Below are 14,986 nucleotides of genomic sequence, written 5' to 3'. Positions count from 1 at the left end.
ACTAAAGGAATTAAAAGGATTTTAAAAAATAATATATGATTTTACTTTGGAAAACCCATAAAATATGAATACGCTTACGTAAATGTGGATGGAATAAAATTCCTCCCACAAATACTTGACTCAGACTCACCAATTAGATTTATTGGAAAAATACGATTATAATGGTATAATGTATAAGAACAAATCGATTAGGTTTGAATCCTTATCCAATTAGACTAGACTTAGAATAAGTTCCTCATCTAACAATCAATAAAACTGGACATAAGATAATATGTGCCCAGTTTTTTTTTAATGGTCTTATGCCTCATTTTATAGGCGCATTATACATAAATTGAAGCAAAAATTGTGAAAATTTGCTTATTTTATAGAAATAAAGAGTAACCATCTAGTAAAATGTTCTATAATGAAAGGGTGTCATTACGAAAAGTTCATTCAAAGAATGGTTGGGCATTAACGTGTTAGCAAAAAAAAAAAGAAAATGAAATGGGAGATGGGTAAATTGTTGAAAAAACTCTCGGTGTTATTGCTTTTCCTTCTTGTTATAGGTTGTTCTAACTCCTCTGACGAACAATCAGCAATGCAACTGGCAAAAGAATTTAAAATGATTCAGTATGAGATTACGGACTATACTCATATTAGTGACCTAACAGAATACCAGAAAAATATATTGGAAAAATTAAAGCCTTATCTTACCGAGGAGGAATACCAAGATTTTTCGGCTAATCGACTAGCTGGGATTGTTCCTTCTATAGCTCAAAAATATAAAACCAATATTCATGTTGAAGATATAACATTTACTAAAAACCAAGAAAACAAAGAAAAAGGAACAATAGGATTTAGTTACACAATCACATTAAAGTCATCTGGAGAAATCAATAAAACTATTGTAGAAAAAGGAAATATGATTTTGACCAAAACAGCAGAAGGTTGGTTAATTAGCAATGATTCAAGCGAACATAGCCTCTTAAGGGGAATTAACAAATAAAAGACTTGGATTTCTCCAAGTCTTTTATTTGTTGTTATCGACATACTCCGTCTGATGTACAAAAACGATATCCTTCTATTGTTGATTGAGTTGTATTCCAAACTAAATTCTTATCGACCTGGAATAACATTTGGCCACCAATATTTCCATAGCCCTTTATAGCACCTTCAGTACAATAATCACCTATAGCTCCACCAAAATGAGGCCAACCTTCACATAGGACACGTTCTCCACAATCACATCTGTACCAACCAACTAGAGTAGGAATTTCTTGTCCAGTATTAGCATCAACGGCAGAACAATCTCCTTTTGATATCATTCTGTGAATCCCGTATATTGGACATGGCGCAATTGACATTCAAAATCATCCTTTCTCTTTTTTATATTAAACAGAAGGGGGGCAAAGAGTAACGGTTCACCCCTAACTACACTCTTTGTTCTGTCTACTATAAAAAGGGGAACGAAAATCAAAAATAACAACCATAGGTTGTAAAAATTTAATAAAAATCAATTAAAATTGCTTGTGAGTTTATTACGTATATTTAAATTACACTGGTTTAAATTAAAAATCGACTTACATGAATGGTCGGAGATCGCCATACTGATTGAAAATTGGTTTACAGAACTTTCTTTATAATAATGTCCATTATGACGTAATCAACGATAAACTAATAGCAACTGTTGGTGCACAGATTTCACCAATTAGATTTATTGGAAAAATACGATTATAATGGTAAAATGTATAAGAACAAATCGATTAGGTTTGAATCCTTATCCAATTAGACTAGACTTAGAATAAGTTCCTCATCTAACAATCAATAAAACTGGACATAAGATAATATGTGCCCAGTTTTTTTTAATGGTCTTATGCCTCATTTTATAGGCGCATTATACATAAATTGAAGCAAAAATTGTGAAAATTTGCTTATTTTATAGAAATAAAGAGTAACCATCTGGTAAAATGTTCTATAATGAAAGGGTGTCATTACGAAAAGTTCATTCAAAGAATGGTTGGGCATTAACGTGTTAGCAAAAAAAAAAAAGAAAATGAAATGGGAGATGGGTAAATTGTTGAAAAAACTCTCGGTGTTATTGCTTTTCCTTCTTGTTATAGGTTGTTCTAACTCCTCTGACGAACAATCAGCAATGCAACTGGCAAAAGAATTTAAAATGATTCAGTATGAGATTACGGACTATACTCATATTAGTGACCTAACAGAGAGGAGGAATACCAAGATTTTTCGGCTAATCGACTAGCTGGGATTGTTCCTTCTATAGCTCAAAGAAACAATTGATCAAAACGTACTTATAAAAGGGAAAATAAAAATAAAAAATAGCATACTTCATTATTTGCTAAGTGATGGAATGAAAGTTCTAAAAGAGGGAAACATTGAGGTTGATAATGACGGTAACTTTGAAAAAGATATCTCGTTTAATCGTGTGAAAATCATAAAACGAGTTTTATATTTAAATTTAAAAAGTAAAAAACAGTCTTATTTTATTGAATTATTATTTTGCTTAAAAGATAGCTGTCGTTTTTGCGACAGCTATCTTTTAAGCAAAATAATCTTCCAAAGCTTTGTAAATTGCATTTACAAAATCTAACTTTCCTTCATACTCAGCAATATATGCATCATCATCAGGATTGATTATTTGATAAAATGTCCCTATGGAGAGGTGAATACTATGAGTGAGAGAAAAATAGGCAAACGCATAAAATTTCTTATTTTACTTATTGCAATAGGTTCCTTAACGATTTATATCTTCTATATACAAGGAGTATTTGAGAAAATTTCGTTAGAGAAACAAGAGACGGTTGAAACCAAAGTTGTAAGTAATGATGAACTTTACCAGATTAGGCGAAATCAATATGAATTATCTGATGAGGTAATGCTTAAGAAAACAAGAATTTGGTTAGCAAAAGAAATTCAAATAGGAGCATCCAGAATAGGTTTCAATTTTGATTTTATGACAGACCATCCTGAATACGATTTAATAGAAATTAGTTTTCCAACAACGAAATATATTGATGACGATCAAGTAATTAAGTTTTTTTCTGATAAAGGTGTAATTACGAAAGTTCATTCAGAGGAAGGGTGGATATTAACGTACTAGTAAAAAAATAAAAAAACTTCAATTGAAGTCTTTTCGAAGACGTAGTCTAGTCCTTCTTTTAAGAAAGTTTTTTATGCCGATAGTTCAAGATTTACCTTTTCTTTAATGCTTTAACGAAGTTAAACCTTCTTACGCGGTAAAAAAGGAATGCTTGGAATATATAGTAAGCATTCCTTTTTGAATATTCGTGATAATTGCTAGGGTGGAAAATACACTACATTACAATCCAACCACTAGATGAATGAACTTTTGTTAGTATGCCTCTACCTGTTACAAATTTAATATCCTCACCTTCATCATTTACGTCAATATATTGTAGAAAAGGATATTTAATTTCAATTAAGTCATACTGTGGGTTATCGTACATGAAGTCATACATTTCGCCCAGCCAACGTTCTCCGTCGGCACTAAGACTATTAAGAATATCTTTTTCACTAGGTACTAAACTTAACCCAAGAGCAACAGCAGATAATGCAACTTGTGCTGGTGTAGGGAATCTTACAACAAAGAAAGTTAAAATAGAAGTAAAAAGGCTTAATCCTGATTCTAACTTATTACTGTCGGGATAAAGAATGCCATCAAGCATAATTTCTCTTTGAGCACGTTCGATTTTATACAAATCATCTTTTGAAACAATTACTGTGGAAGTTCCCTCTCGTGTGTTTGCCATAATAAATCATCTCCTTAAATTTTTTATAGGACAAATTTTTAATCCGCGGAATTTAATGTCCTATATTATAAAGGGGCTTTAAATTAAAATTTAACAACCTTTTAAAAAATTTTTACGTCTGGAGGTGGGGAAAATGTTTTTTGAAAATATTAGTGAATTACATGATTTTTTTGGTATACGATAATGATTGTTGGCGGTATCTCTCTATTACGGGGGATATGTTTTGTCCCAAAAATATAAGATGCCTATTATTGGGATCATTTCAACAATAATTTATGTCAGGTTATGCCGTAAGAGCGATCCGGAGAGTAAAGGTCGTGTTGAAGCTGTAGTCAAATACATGAAAAATAATTTTGCAAAGAATCGATACTATATGGACTTAAGAACATAGAACGAATCATTCTGGCAATGGCTTGAGAGGACTGGAAATGCTAAAATTCATGGCACAATTAAAAAATACCGGCTGAAGTATTCAAAATTGAGCGGGAATACTTAAAGCCAGTACCTCAAAGATATAATATTCCTGACCCCATTTTATCGAGGACAGTAAGAAAAGACAATACGATCTGGTATGAAGGCAACCGCTATACAGTTCCTACCGGTACATACAAGCCAGGGCTTGAAGTAGCCATAGAAGTATGTGACGGAAAGCTTTTGATCTATGACGTCATAGACCACAACCTGATTGCAGAGCATTCTATATCCCTTGAGAAGGGCAGACTTTTTTTTAATGGTCTTATGCCTCATTTTATAGGCGCATTATACATAAAAGGAGAGAAAGGTTTGAAAATAAGCTATGATTGGAGTGAGCATAACCTATTAAGAGAAATTAACTAATAAAAAAACATATTCTTTTAGATCATTTCTTTATAGGAATGGTCTTTTTTATTTAATAGTAGAAAAAATTAGAAGGAAATATATAATAAATATTGAATATAAATAATATTATTATTTTTTAGAAAAATATAAATTGTCTGGAGGGGGAGTAATGGGGGAGGTACTAGACTCTGATCCATTTCAAAAATGGAAAGAAAAAACGGAAGAATCGTTGCAAAAATTTCCTGAAAGAAAAAAGGTGTTTAAAACAAGCTCTAAGATTGAACAAAACCGGTTATATGTGCCTAAGGAGATTAATCAATCTTATATAGAAAAACTTGGTTTTCCTGGGGAGTATCCTTATACACGAGGAATCCAACCAACGATGTATCGTGGCAAACTGTGGACGATGAGGCAATATGCTGGTTTCTCTTCTGCTGAAGAATCAAATAAACGATATAAATATCTGCTAGAACAGGGGCAAACAGGCTTAAGCATTGCCTTTGACTTACCTACACAAATTGGTTTTGATTCTGATGATCCTTATGCAAAAGGTGAGGTTGGAAAAGTAGGCGTTGCGATCGATTCCTTGCAAGATATGGAAATTTTGTTTCAGGACATTCCACTAGACAAAGTCAGCACTTCAATGACGATCAATTCCACAGCGGCTATTTTATTAGCTATGTATATCGCTGTAGCTGAAAAACAAGGTGTTTCACCAAATCAATTAACGGGTACGATTCAAAACGACATTCTTAAAGAATATATAGCCCGAGGAACATATATTTTCCCGCCGAAACCGTCGATGCGCCTAATTACAGATATTTTTCAATATTGTTCAATTCATTTACCAAAATGGAACACCATTAGTATCAGTGGTTATCATATTCGTGAAGCTGGCTCTACTGCTGTTCAAGAATTAGCTTTTACTTTGGCAAATGCGATAGCTTATGTAGAAAGTGCTTTAGCAGTTGGCCTACAAATTGATGATTTTGCTCCAAGACTTGCTTTTTTCTTTAATGCTCATAACCATTTTTTTGAAGAAATTGCTAAGTTTAGAGCTGCTCGGAGAATTTGGGCAAGAATCATGAAAAATCGATTTCGTGCTCAAAATCCTAAGTCATTACAACTACGTTTTCATACGCAAACAGCTGGCTCCACTTTAACAGCACAACAGCCGGAAAACAATATTATACGTGTTACCTTGCAAGCCTTAGCTGCAGTTCTTGGTGGAACGCAAAGTTTGCATACCAATTCAAGAGACGAAGCACTGGCCTTGCCAACAGAGGAATCAGCACGTATTGCTCTTCGAACACAGCAAATTATTGGTTATGAATCTGGGGTTACAGATACGGTTGATCCTTTAGGGGGATCTTATTATATTGAGGCTTTAACGGATTCCCTTGAAAAAGAGGTGGAAGCTTACTTACAAAAAATCGATGAAATGGGCGGAGCTGTTGCAGCGATTGAACAAGGGTATCTCCAAAGAGAAATTCATAAAGCTGCTTACGAGTATCAACAAGGAATTGAAAATCAGGATATTAAAATCATTGGCTTAAATACCTTTCAAATTGAAGATGATACAAAACCAGAAATTTATCGTGTCGACCCTTCGATAGCCAAGATTCAAGAACAGAAATTAAAAGAGCTTAGAAGTCAAAGAAACCAAGCGTTAGTAGAAACTAGTTTAAATCATTTGCAGCAAGCAGCAAAAACAGAGGCAAACTTAATGCAATATATTTTGGATGCAGTAAAAGCATATGCAACGATTGGTGAAATTACAAATGTATTAAGAGATGTGTTTGGTACTTATCAATCGCACTAAATAGGGGGAGAAAAAATGAGTAAGCCAATTCGGGTTCTTATTGCAAAGCCTGGATTAGATGGACATGATCGTGGGGCATTAGTTGTGGCTCAGGGGTTACGGGATGAAGGGATGGAAGTCATTTATTCTGGATTAAGGCAAACTCCAGCACAAATCGTTTCCACCGCCATTCAAGAAGATGTCGATTGTATTGGTTTATCTATTCTATCAGGAGCTCATAACGAGCTGTTCCCTGAAGTAACTAGTCTGCTTAAACAAAATCAAGCAGAAGATATTTTTGTAATTGGTGGAGGCGTTATTCCTGAGGAGGACATTCCTTTCTTGTTAGAGCAAGGGATTAAAAGTGTTTTTACACCGGGAACACCAATCAAAGAGATTGCACAATGCATTAGAGAAAATGTAGGGTTCAAGCAACAGAAAAAAATTCAAATTAATAAAATTGATCATATTGGTATTGCTGTGAATAATCTAGATTCTGCTATTCACTTATTTAAAGATGTTTTAGGTTTGAAAATGGTGGGAACTGAAGAAGTTCCTTCTGAAGGAGTCAAGGTCGCATTCTTTGAAATTGGTAATTCTCATTTAGAATTGTTAGAAGCGACTCATTCAGATAGTCCAATCTATAAATATATAGAGAAAAAAGGTGAAGGCATTCACCATTTGGCCTTTGAGGTGGATCAGATTTCTGAACAATTTGCTACATTAAACCACCTAGGTATTCCTTTATTGCAAAATGAGCCGAAACTCGGTGCCCATGATAGAAAGGTAGGATTTATCCATCCAAAAGCAACATCTAAAGTGCTTATTGAATTGTGTGAAAAGGAGTAAGGGGGAGGAAACAATGTTAAATAAAATAGAAGAATTGGATGTAAGAAAAAGAAAAGTAGAATTAGGTGGCGGAGAAAAAAGAATTGAGTCTCAACATGCTAAAGGCAAGTTAACGGCAAGAGAACGAATTTCCATTTTATTAGATGAAGATTCTTTTGTAGAATTAAACCCTTTTATTGAACATCGTGGCACACATTTTGGGCTGGATAAATTAGAAGCGCCAGGAGAAGGCGTGGTAACAGGGTATGGTAAAGTTCATGGTCGTGGAGTTTATGTATTTGCTCAAGACTTTACTGTATTTGGCGGTGCTTTAGGGGAAATGCATTCAAAAAAGATCACCAATATCATGGATTTAGCTGCTAAAAATGGTTGTCCTGTCATTGGACTTAATGATTCAGGTGGGGCTAGAATTCAAGAAGGGGTTGTTTCCTTAGATGCATATGGACAGATCTTTTATCGAAACTCCATTTATTCAGGTGTTATTCCTCAAATATCGGTCATCATGGGGCCAAGTGCTGGTGGTGCCGTTTATTCACCAGCAATTACTGACTTTGTCTTTATGGTTGAGAAAACAAGCCAAATGTTTATTACTGGGCCAAAAGTGATCGAAACGGTTACAGGTGAAAAAATCACTTCTGAAGAATTAGGAGGTGCAAGGGTTCATTCTACAATAAGTGGGAATGCTCATTTTACCTCACCCTCAGAACCTGAAGTACTAGAAAGTGTAAGAAGATTACTTAGCTTCCTACCACAAAATAATTTGGAAGATCCACCAAGAGTTTATGCAAAAGAGGACGATGGATGGTGTGAAGAATTGTTAGATGTGGTTCCAATAGAAGGAACGAAAGTCTATGATATTCGCAATGTCATTCATTTAATTGTAGATGAAGGTGACTTTATGGAAGTCCATGAGAATTTTGCCAAAAATATCGTTGTTGGCTTTGCACGTATAGCTGGGCAAAGTGTTGGCATTGTAGCGAATCAGCCAAAAATGATGGCTGGTGGGCTAGATATTGACTCTTCAGATAAATTATCAAGATTTGTGCGGTTTTGTGATGCATTTAACATCCCTATTATTACATTAGTCGATGTCACTGGATTTTTCCCAGGCGTTATGCAGGAACATCGGGGAATTATTCGTCATGGTGCAAAGATTTTATATGCTTATTCAGAAGCAACCGTACCTAAGATTACAGTAATTGTACGTAAAGCCTTTGGTGGAGCCTATGTAGCATTAAATAGTAAATCTATCGGTGCAGATTTGGTTTATAGTTGGCCAAATGCAGAGATTGCCGTGATGGGGCCAGAAGGGGCGGCAAACATTATCTTTAGTAAAGAAATTAATGAGAGTGAGAACCCTCTCACAACAAGAGCACAAAAAATTGCCGAATATCGAGAAAAATTTGCCAATCCTTATGTGGCGGCATCAATGGGAATGGTTGATGATGTGATCGACCCAAGAGCAACGAGGAAAATATTAAAGCAATCTTTAGAGATGTTAAAGAATAAGCGGGAAACAAGACCTCCTAAAAAACATGGAAATATTCCATTATAAAGGTGGTGAAATTGATGAGAAACAAAACAAATAAAAGTTTATATCCAACCACAATGTTTATAACTGGGCCAAGAGATCAATCAACATGGAGAACACATAGTAGGCATCAACACCTACAAGAACGGAAAATGCTTTTTCAGAATGAACTCGTTAGACCACAATGGTTTTTAAAACACCTCCATGATAAAATGATAGGGATGAGAAGTTAAATTTTATCTTTGGAGGGAAATGATGATTAACCAAGAACGCTTAATCAATCAATTTATGGAATTAGTTAAGATTGATAGCGAATCAGGAAACGAAAGAGAAATTGCTGATTTCTTAAAAAAGAAAATTACGGAGCTTGGACTAGAGATAACGGAAGACAACTCTATAAAAAAGACGGGACATGGAGCAGGGAATTTAATCGCCTCACTTAAAGCTACTGAGAATAAAGGTGAAACTATTTATTTTACTTCTCATATGGATACAGTGACCCCTGGGAATGGAATTAAACCATCTATTGATGGGGGTTATATTGTTTCTGATGGGACGACGATTTTGGGGAGCGATGACAAAGCGGGAATTGCAGCAATGCTTGAAGCAATAACTGTGATTAAAGAGGATGGATTGTCTCACGGAAATATTCAATTTTTAATCACGGTTGGAGAAGAATCCGGACTTAAAGGTTCAAGACACCTTCAAGAAGGGCTTTTACAAGCTGATTACGGTTATGCATTAGATAGCAATGGACCAGTTGGTCATATTATTATTGCTGCCCCTACCCAAGCCAAAATTACAGTAACAGTTTATGGGAAATCAGCTCATGCGGGCGTAAATCCAGAAAACGGGATTAGTGCTATTCAAGTGGCTAGTCATGCTATTTCAAAGATGAAGCTTGGGCGAATTGATCATGAGACTACAGCAAATATAGGGAAATTTCAAGGTGGAAGTGCAACAAATATCGTTAGCGACCGTGTAGATATTCTTGCTGAGGCAAGAAGTTTAGTGAATGAAAAATTAGAAAAACAGATTCAACATATGAAAGAGGCTTTTGAACAAACAGCAGATCAATTCTCTACAAAGGTAGACTTTACTAGTGAAATCATGTATCCAGCCTTTCGTTTTGGAGAAGATCATCAGGTTGTAAAGAAAGCAATAGAAGCTATTCATGAAATCGGAAGAACGCCAAAATTATTATCCAGTGGTGGAGGAAGTGATGCCAATGTGATTAATGGTCTTGGCATTCCAACCATCAATCTTGGGATTGGATATGAAAACATTCACACCACTTCCGAAAAAATGCCTATCAGCGAACTAGTGAAAACAACAGAGCTTATCCTTGCTCTAATCAAGAAAAACTAGAAAAACCTCAATTGTAATTCAATTTTCATGGAACCCACAAAAGTGACCGTGGTACTCTTTAAACGGGAGTCGTCACTTTTATGGGTTTTCATTATGAATAAAAAGTTTGATCTAAATCTCCCAAGTATCCTCTGATTTGGGATAACAATCTATTACCTCTTCATCTGTTATTTGATAAGCATGATCAATAGGCGCATGTTCTGTTCATAACCATATTCTTTTAATAGGTGAGTAAATGGGATTAGTTCTTTCTCTGAAATGAGAGAAATAAGGGGTTGGGTCATCTACATCGTCTCCTTTTTAAAAGTTAAAGAAATGAATTACCAATGGTTAGTTTTTGCTTGGTAAAAATCTTTTAAACCCTGAATGGAACACTTTCCATTTACATAAGCTGAAAGGTAAGAGTGATAGGAGGGAATGGAATGGTTTTTTGGGGGAAAGGAAAGGTAATTCAAATCTTAGAAGAAACTGGTCAAAGTCAAGTATTGAAGGTTCAATATTCAGATGGTGAAGGAGTAGCCATTCACTATCTTGAATTTTTTCCTGCTTTACAAATTGGCGATCAAATATGGGTTAACCGTACAGCCACTTTCCTTCAATTAGGCACTGGTGGATATGACTATGTGCTCTCGATTTTAAACCATAATGAGAATGGAGTAGTGAAACAAACAAATGGCCATATTATGAAATTAAGATATACACCCCTTCAATTTTCTGTTCTTTCATGTGAGGAACAGGGTAGTGAATATCATCATATATTTACTAAGCCAAGAATGTTGCAAGGTTTGCCAGTAATGATTGGTGAGTTGCATAGCATGTTGCCCATTGTCGTAACCATTCTAAGACAATTAGAAAAAAAAGGTCAAAAAAGACTAAACATTGTCTACATTATGACTGATGGAGCGGCATTACCCCTTGCTTTTAGTAAACATGTATTGCAACTAAAAAAACTAGGTTGGTTAGATCATACAATAACCATTGGCCAAGCTTTTGGTGGAGATTTAGAAGCGATTAATATCTACACTGCACTAATTGCGGCTAAATATATTTACAATGCAGATGTAGTACTTGTGATGATGGGACCTGGCATCGTAGGAACAGGAAGTTGGTTAGGCCATACTGGGGTTGAACAGGGGAGTATCATCAATGCAGTATCCTCTTTAGAAGGAGTACCAATCACAATTGTGAGAGCAAGTTCTAATGATCAACGAGGTAGACATGTAGGGATTAGTCACCATACTTTATCTACATTGAAATATATCAGTTTAACAAGAAGTATTGTTCCTTTTCCAAGTTATCTTAAAGAAACCTTCCCCAATGTTTATTCTCGTTTATCTGAACATGCAATACCCAAACATCAGTTAGAACCAGTTTCTATTTCCCATTCTGATGTAAAGGAAATAATCAAAACCTACCCTTTTCCAATTGTAACGATGGGCAGAACGATAGAACAAGAACCGTTATTTTTTGATTTTATTGCAAGTGCCGCGTATTGGTTTTATCAACATTTTTAATGGGAAAAAAGCTGTAAATATTGCTGAACAGTTAATTTTGATTTAGATAGCTCTGAAAGTTTAGCTCTTATTTCCCAAGCTTTTCCTATCATTTTTAATTGGTGGGGTGTACGAATCACTTTCATATTAAAACCTCCTACGATACAATAAAGTAGACTTCGTTTAATTTACTTTTATGATGTTGATGGACAAGTTATGATCATTTTTTAAGGATGTGAAAAAATGTATTTCGATTATTCCGAAAAGACGATTTCTAGTGAAAAAATTTACCAAGGGAAAATCATTCAAGTAAAAGTAGATACGGTCCTTTTGCCAAATGGAAAAGAAGCAAAAAGAGAGTTGGTCAATCATCCAGGTGCTATTGCTGTTCTTGCTCTAACGCCAGAGGATAAAATCATTCTAGTAAGACAGTACCGTAAACCGCTAGAAAAAACGATTTTGGAAATCCCGGCAGGAAAATTGGAAAAGGGCGAAAACCCTCTAGATTGTGCAATTCGTGAATTAAAAGAAGAAACAGGGTATATAGCATCCAATATGACACAAATTACTAAGTTTTATACTTCTCCAGGCTTCGCAGATGAAATCATTTATCTTTATAAAGCCAACAGTTTAGAACAAGGTGAAGCAAAACCTGATGAAGATGAGTTTATCGAGACAGTTGAATTGTCCCTAGACGAGGCATTAGAAAGAATAAAAACAGGAGAAGTCATCGATGCGAAAACGATAATGGCTATATATTATTGGCAATTAGAAAGGAACAAAGGTTAAAAACCATGAGAGAATTTTTTGCAGATTTACATATTCATATTGGATGGACAGAAAAAAAGGAACCTGTTAAGATTAGTGCCTCTAAGAATTTAACCTATATCAATATCTTGAAAGAGGCTTATCATCATAAAGGCTTAGATATGATTGGAATCATCGATTGTCACTCGCCAAGAGTTCAAGAAGAAATCCTTTATTATTTAAATCATGGCTTGATTGGTGAGCTGGATGAAGGCGGACTTCAGTATCAAGAATTAACCATCCTTTTGGGTTCAGAAATTGAAGTGAAAGAAGAAGGAAGAGGAGAGGCTCATTATCTAGCTTTTTTCCCATTTTTATCGGATATGATCGATTTTTCCAAGTGGATGCAAAAACATATGAAAAATATAAATCTTAGTTCCCAGCGACTTTATGTAAAAACAAAGGAACTTCAAAAAGAGGTTTATGATCGGAATGGCCTATTTATACCTGCCCATATTTTTACTCCTTTTAAATCAGTATATGGAAAATGTTGTGATCGTATGGAAGAGGTATTGGATTTAAATAGAATTGACGCAGTGGAATTAGGACTTAGCTCGGACACAGAAATGGCAGATCGCATTCAAGAATTACACCAATTTCCTTTTATTACAAATTCAGATGCCCATTCGTTACAAAAAATAGGCCGTGAATATAACAAGCTCCTGATAGAAAGTCCTACTTTTAAGGAATTAAAATGGGCTTTAAAAGGTTTAAATGGAAGAAAAATCTTAAAAAACTACGGACTAGATCCAAAATTAGGAAAATATCATCAAACCAGGTGTGTTCAATGTGATCAATTAGTAGAGAATGAGTCATATTGTGACCACTGTGGAAGCAAGAAAATAATAAAGGGAGTGTCTAATCGGATTGATGAGCTTGCAGATCTTCAAACTGGATTACATCCATCTGGGCGACCAGACTATATTCATCAAGTTCCTTTAGAGTTTATTCCTAAATTAGGGAAGAAAACGCTAGAAAAATTACTCTCTCATTTTGGAACGGAAATGAATATTTTACATCGTGTATCAATGGAGCAGTTGCAAGCAATTATCCCAGATAAATTAGCAGAAATGCTCATTCAAGCAAGAGAAGGAAAATTGTCTGTGGAAGTTGGTGGGGGAGGCGTATATGGTAAAGTTTTAGAATAAGTGGGACATAATCCTTTTTTGTCCATCATACAATGTACTATGTTGGACAAGGGGGGATTTTCTTGAAAGGTAGACAAATAGATTACCGAATCCAAAATTACGTAAAAGAACATTTTTCATTATATATTTTCGCTATTATTTTGTTTATTATGGGTGTGATTTTTGGGTCAATGATTGTCCACTCCTTATCACCTGATCAAAAACAAGAAATGATTACGTATATTAGTAAATTTTTTCATGGGATCAACCAAACGGATCAATGGATGGAATCAAAAGTAGCGTTTAGACAAGTTGTTTTTGAGTATCTAAAATACCTTTTGTTTTTATGGTTTTTGGGATTATCTATTATTGGTATGCCATTCATTTTAATTCTATTATTTATGAAGGGATTTATGGTAGGCTTTACGATTTCTTTTCTTATTGCCGAATTACAATGGAAAGGATTTTTGTTTTCATTTGTTGCGATTTTACCTCAAAATTTATTGATTGTTCCTGTTATCATTATTGCAGGTGTAGCAGGGATTAGTTTTTCCTTGTCACTGATTAGAGCAAGAGGTCAAAATAGAATACACCAATATCAACAACCTTTTATTTCTTATTCCTTTTTAATGCTAATTTTAGGTGGTGTTCTTATACTTGCCTCTGGTTTTGAAAGTTATGTTTCACCATGGTTGATGAGAAGTGTTACGACCTTTTTAGTGCGTTAATGATTATCATTTACATTGACTTTTCATATTCTCCTCACTATAATCAGGTTAGATGCTGTTAGGAGGTGATACGTTATGGAAGAACGTATCGAAAAAATAAAACAACAGCTTCATTCATATAATTTTAAATTAACTCCACAACGAGAAGCTACCGTAAGAGTTTTATTAGAGAATGAAGAAGATCATTTAAGTGCTGAAGATGTATTTCTTTTGGTAAAGGAAAAAGTACAAGACATTGGTTTAGCAACCGTTTATCGAACATTAGAATTACTATCTGAGTTAAATATTACACAAAAGTTAAATTTTGGTGACAATGTAACAAGGTACGAATTCCGATCTGAAGAGGCTGAACATCATCATCACCATCTTGTTTGTGTGAATTGTGGTAAAGTGGATGAAATTAACGAGGATTGGCTAGACCCAATTGAAGAACGTGTAGAAAATCGATTCCAATTTAAAATTGTTGATCATCGATTAATCTTTCATGGGATTTGTAAAGAATGCCAAGAAAAAGAAAAGGATAATCTATAAATCACGAATTTTCTGTAAAATTCGTGATTTATTTTTAGTGCGCCACGCATGGCGATTAACTAGACGGTGAAAGTCCGTTATGGGGGTATGTAGCAACCAACCATTAGCCTAAGGCAAGGGTGTCCATCGTGAGGTGGAATCTGAAGGAAGCCGGCGGCAAAG

At 34.8% G+C, this 14,986-nt stretch carries 17 protein-coding genes; 14 read left to right on the top strand and 3 right to left on the bottom strand.

The window, feature by feature from the left end:
- Positions 1-499 precede the first annotated feature (499 nt).
- Positions 500-985, top strand: coding sequence for a hypothetical protein (locus BEN26_RS13090; protein ID WP_181482299.1), 486 nt, complete (start codon positions 500-502; stop codon positions 983-985).
- 34 nt (positions 986-1,019) lie between these two features.
- Here the strand turns inward: BEN26_RS13090 and BEN26_RS13085 are convergent, their stop codons facing one another.
- Positions 1,020-1,343 (bottom strand): hypothetical protein, encoded by a 324-nt coding sequence (locus BEN26_RS13085; protein ID WP_068723706.1) that lies wholly within the window; start codon positions 1,341-1,343, stop codon positions 1,020-1,022.
- A gap of 710 nt (positions 1,344-2,053) precedes the next feature.
- On the opposite strand from BEN26_RS13085, the gene BEN26_RS13080 reads away from it, so the two are divergent.
- Positions 2,054-2,242: a hypothetical protein gene (locus BEN26_RS13080; RefSeq protein ID WP_181482298.1), complete on the top strand. Its 189-nt coding sequence runs from the start codon at positions 2,054-2,056 to the stop codon at positions 2,240-2,242.
- Positions 2,243-2,671: 429 nt separating this feature from the next.
- On the top strand, positions 2,672-3,100 hold the full coding sequence (locus BEN26_RS13075; protein WP_068723708.1) for a hypothetical protein: 429 nt from the start codon (positions 2,672-2,674) through the stop codon (positions 3,098-3,100).
- A 214-nt stretch (positions 3,101-3,314) separates the two neighbouring features.
- Here BEN26_RS13075 and BEN26_RS13070 read toward each other — a convergent pair whose 3' ends face one another.
- Positions 3,315-3,770: a hypothetical protein gene (locus BEN26_RS13070; protein WP_069799737.1), complete on the bottom strand. Its 456-nt coding sequence runs from the start codon at positions 3,768-3,770 to the stop codon at positions 3,315-3,317.
- 456 nt (positions 3,771-4,226) lie between these two features.
- Between BEN26_RS13070 and BEN26_RS14325 the strand changes: the two genes are divergently transcribed.
- From BEN26_RS14325 to BEN26_RS13040, 7 genes are all read left to right on the top strand, one after another.
- Entirely contained in the window at positions 4,227-4,607 is a 381-nt protein-coding gene (locus BEN26_RS14325; protein ID WP_399168526.1) for a Mu transposase domain-containing protein, read from the top strand.
- Positions 4,608-4,758: 151 nt separating this feature from the next.
- Positions 4,759-6,411 carry an acyl-CoA mutase large subunit family protein gene (locus tag BEN26_RS13065; protein ID WP_069799735.1) on the top strand — a complete coding sequence of 551 codons (1,653 nt, stop codon included), beginning with the start codon at positions 4,759-4,761 and terminating at the stop codon, positions 6,409-6,411.
- A gap of 15 nt (positions 6,412-6,426) precedes the next feature.
- Complete coding sequence (gene mce, locus BEN26_RS13060) at positions 6,427-7,239, top strand: methylmalonyl-CoA epimerase (protein ID WP_069799733.1); 813 nt, start codon at positions 6,427-6,429, stop codon at positions 7,237-7,239.
- A gap of 13 nt (positions 7,240-7,252) precedes the next feature.
- The gene (locus tag BEN26_RS13055) at positions 7,253-8,794 is read left to right on the top strand and encodes an acyl-CoA carboxylase subunit beta (RefSeq protein WP_069799731.1); all 1,542 of its coding nucleotides are present in this window, start codon (positions 7,253-7,255) and stop codon (positions 8,792-8,794) included.
- Between the two features lie 14 nt (positions 8,795-8,808).
- Positions 8,809-9,003, top strand: a complete 195-nt coding sequence (locus tag BEN26_RS13050; RefSeq protein WP_069799728.1) for a hypothetical protein — start codon at positions 8,809-8,811, stop codon at positions 9,001-9,003.
- A 22-nt stretch (positions 9,004-9,025) separates the two neighbouring features.
- A complete protein-coding gene (locus BEN26_RS13045; RefSeq protein ID WP_069799726.1) occupies positions 9,026-10,138 on the top strand; it encodes a M20/M25/M40 family metallo-hydrolase in 1,113 nt (370 codons plus the stop codon).
- A 422-nt stretch (positions 10,139-10,560) separates the two neighbouring features.
- On the top strand, positions 10,561-11,652 hold the full coding sequence (locus tag BEN26_RS13040) for a DUF3866 family protein (RefSeq protein WP_069799724.1): 1,092 nt from the start codon (positions 10,561-10,563) through the stop codon (positions 11,650-11,652).
- Here the strand turns inward: BEN26_RS13040 and mciZ are convergent.
- Positions 11,649-11,777 (bottom strand): Z-ring formation inhibitor MciZ, encoded by a 129-nt coding sequence (mciZ, locus tag BEN26_RS13035; RefSeq protein ID WP_082732371.1) that lies wholly within the window; start codon positions 11,775-11,777, stop codon positions 11,649-11,651. The genes BEN26_RS13040 and mciZ overlap by 4 nt on opposite strands.
- A 97-nt stretch (positions 11,778-11,874) precedes the next feature.
- Between mciZ and BEN26_RS13030 the strand changes: the two genes are divergently transcribed.
- The 4 genes from BEN26_RS13030 to fur all read left to right on the top strand — a co-directional run bounded on the left by BEN26_RS13030 (position 11,875) and on the right by fur (position 14,824).
- Positions 11,875-12,420: an NUDIX hydrolase gene (locus BEN26_RS13030; RefSeq protein ID WP_069799722.1), complete on the top strand. Its 546-nt coding sequence runs from the start codon at positions 11,875-11,877 to the stop codon at positions 12,418-12,420.
- 5 nt (positions 12,421-12,425) lie between these two features.
- Complete coding sequence (locus BEN26_RS13025) at positions 12,426-13,586, top strand: endonuclease Q family protein (RefSeq protein WP_069799720.1); 1,161 nt, start codon at positions 12,426-12,428, stop codon at positions 13,584-13,586.
- Between the two features lie 62 nt (positions 13,587-13,648).
- Positions 13,649-14,293, top strand: coding sequence for a stage II sporulation protein M (spoIIM, locus tag BEN26_RS13020; RefSeq protein ID WP_069799718.1), 645 nt, complete (start codon positions 13,649-13,651; stop codon positions 14,291-14,293).
- A 75-nt stretch (positions 14,294-14,368) separates the two neighbouring features.
- Positions 14,369-14,824: a ferric iron uptake transcriptional regulator gene (gene fur / locus BEN26_RS13015; protein WP_069799716.1), complete on the top strand. Its 456-nt coding sequence runs from the start codon at positions 14,369-14,371 to the stop codon at positions 14,822-14,824.
- Positions 14,825-14,986: the final 162 nt, after the last annotated feature.

The organism is Tepidibacillus sp. HK-1 (assembly GCF_001748485.2).
GTDB classification, from domain to species: Bacteria; Bacillota; Bacilli; order Tepidibacillales; family Tepidibacillaceae; genus Tepidibacillus_B; species Tepidibacillus_B infernus.
The sequence above is the reverse complement of the archived record's forward strand: the minus strand, read 5'-3'. Positions and strand labels throughout refer to the sequence as shown.

What these genes read in the sequence shown, in the direction of transcription:
- BEN26_RS13085 (WP_068723706.1), bottom strand. Translation starts at nt 1,343, where the DNA reads ATGTCAATTGCGCCATGTCCAATATACGGGATTCACAGAATGATATCA.
- BEN26_RS13075 (WP_068723708.1), top strand. Translation starts at nt 2,672, where the DNA reads ATGAGTGAGAGAAAAATAGGCAAACGCATAAAATTTCTTATTTTACTT.
- BEN26_RS13070 (WP_069799737.1), bottom strand. Translation starts at nt 3,770, where the DNA reads ATGGCAAACACACGAGAGGGAACTTCCACAGTAATTGTTTCAAAAGAT.
- BEN26_RS13065 (WP_069799735.1), top strand. Translation starts at nt 4,759, where the DNA reads ATGGGGGAGGTACTAGACTCTGATCCATTTCAAAAATGGAAAGAAAAA.
- mce (WP_069799733.1), top strand. Translation starts at nt 6,427, where the DNA reads ATGAGTAAGCCAATTCGGGTTCTTATTGCAAAGCCTGGATTAGATGGA.
- BEN26_RS13055 (WP_069799731.1), top strand. Translation starts at nt 7,253, where the DNA reads ATGTTAAATAAAATAGAAGAATTGGATGTAAGAAAAAGAAAAGTAGAA.
- BEN26_RS13050 (WP_069799728.1), top strand. Translation starts at nt 8,809, where the DNA reads ATGAGAAACAAAACAAATAAAAGTTTATATCCAACCACAATGTTTATA.
- BEN26_RS13045 (WP_069799726.1), top strand. Translation starts at nt 9,026, where the DNA reads ATGATTAACCAAGAACGCTTAATCAATCAATTTATGGAATTAGTTAAG.
- BEN26_RS13040 (WP_069799724.1), top strand. Translation starts at nt 10,561, where the DNA reads ATGGTTTTTTGGGGGAAAGGAAAGGTAATTCAAATCTTAGAAGAAACT.
- mciZ (WP_082732371.1), bottom strand. Translation starts at nt 11,777, where the DNA reads ATGAAAGTGATTCGTACACCCCACCAATTAAAAATGATAGGAAAAGCT.
- BEN26_RS13030 (WP_069799722.1), top strand. Translation starts at nt 11,875, where the DNA reads ATGTATTTCGATTATTCCGAAAAGACGATTTCTAGTGAAAAAATTTAC.
- BEN26_RS13025 (WP_069799720.1), top strand. Translation starts at nt 12,426, where the DNA reads ATGAGAGAATTTTTTGCAGATTTACATATTCATATTGGATGGACAGAA.
- fur (WP_069799716.1), top strand. Translation starts at nt 14,369, where the DNA reads ATGGAAGAACGTATCGAAAAAATAAAACAACAGCTTCATTCATATAAT.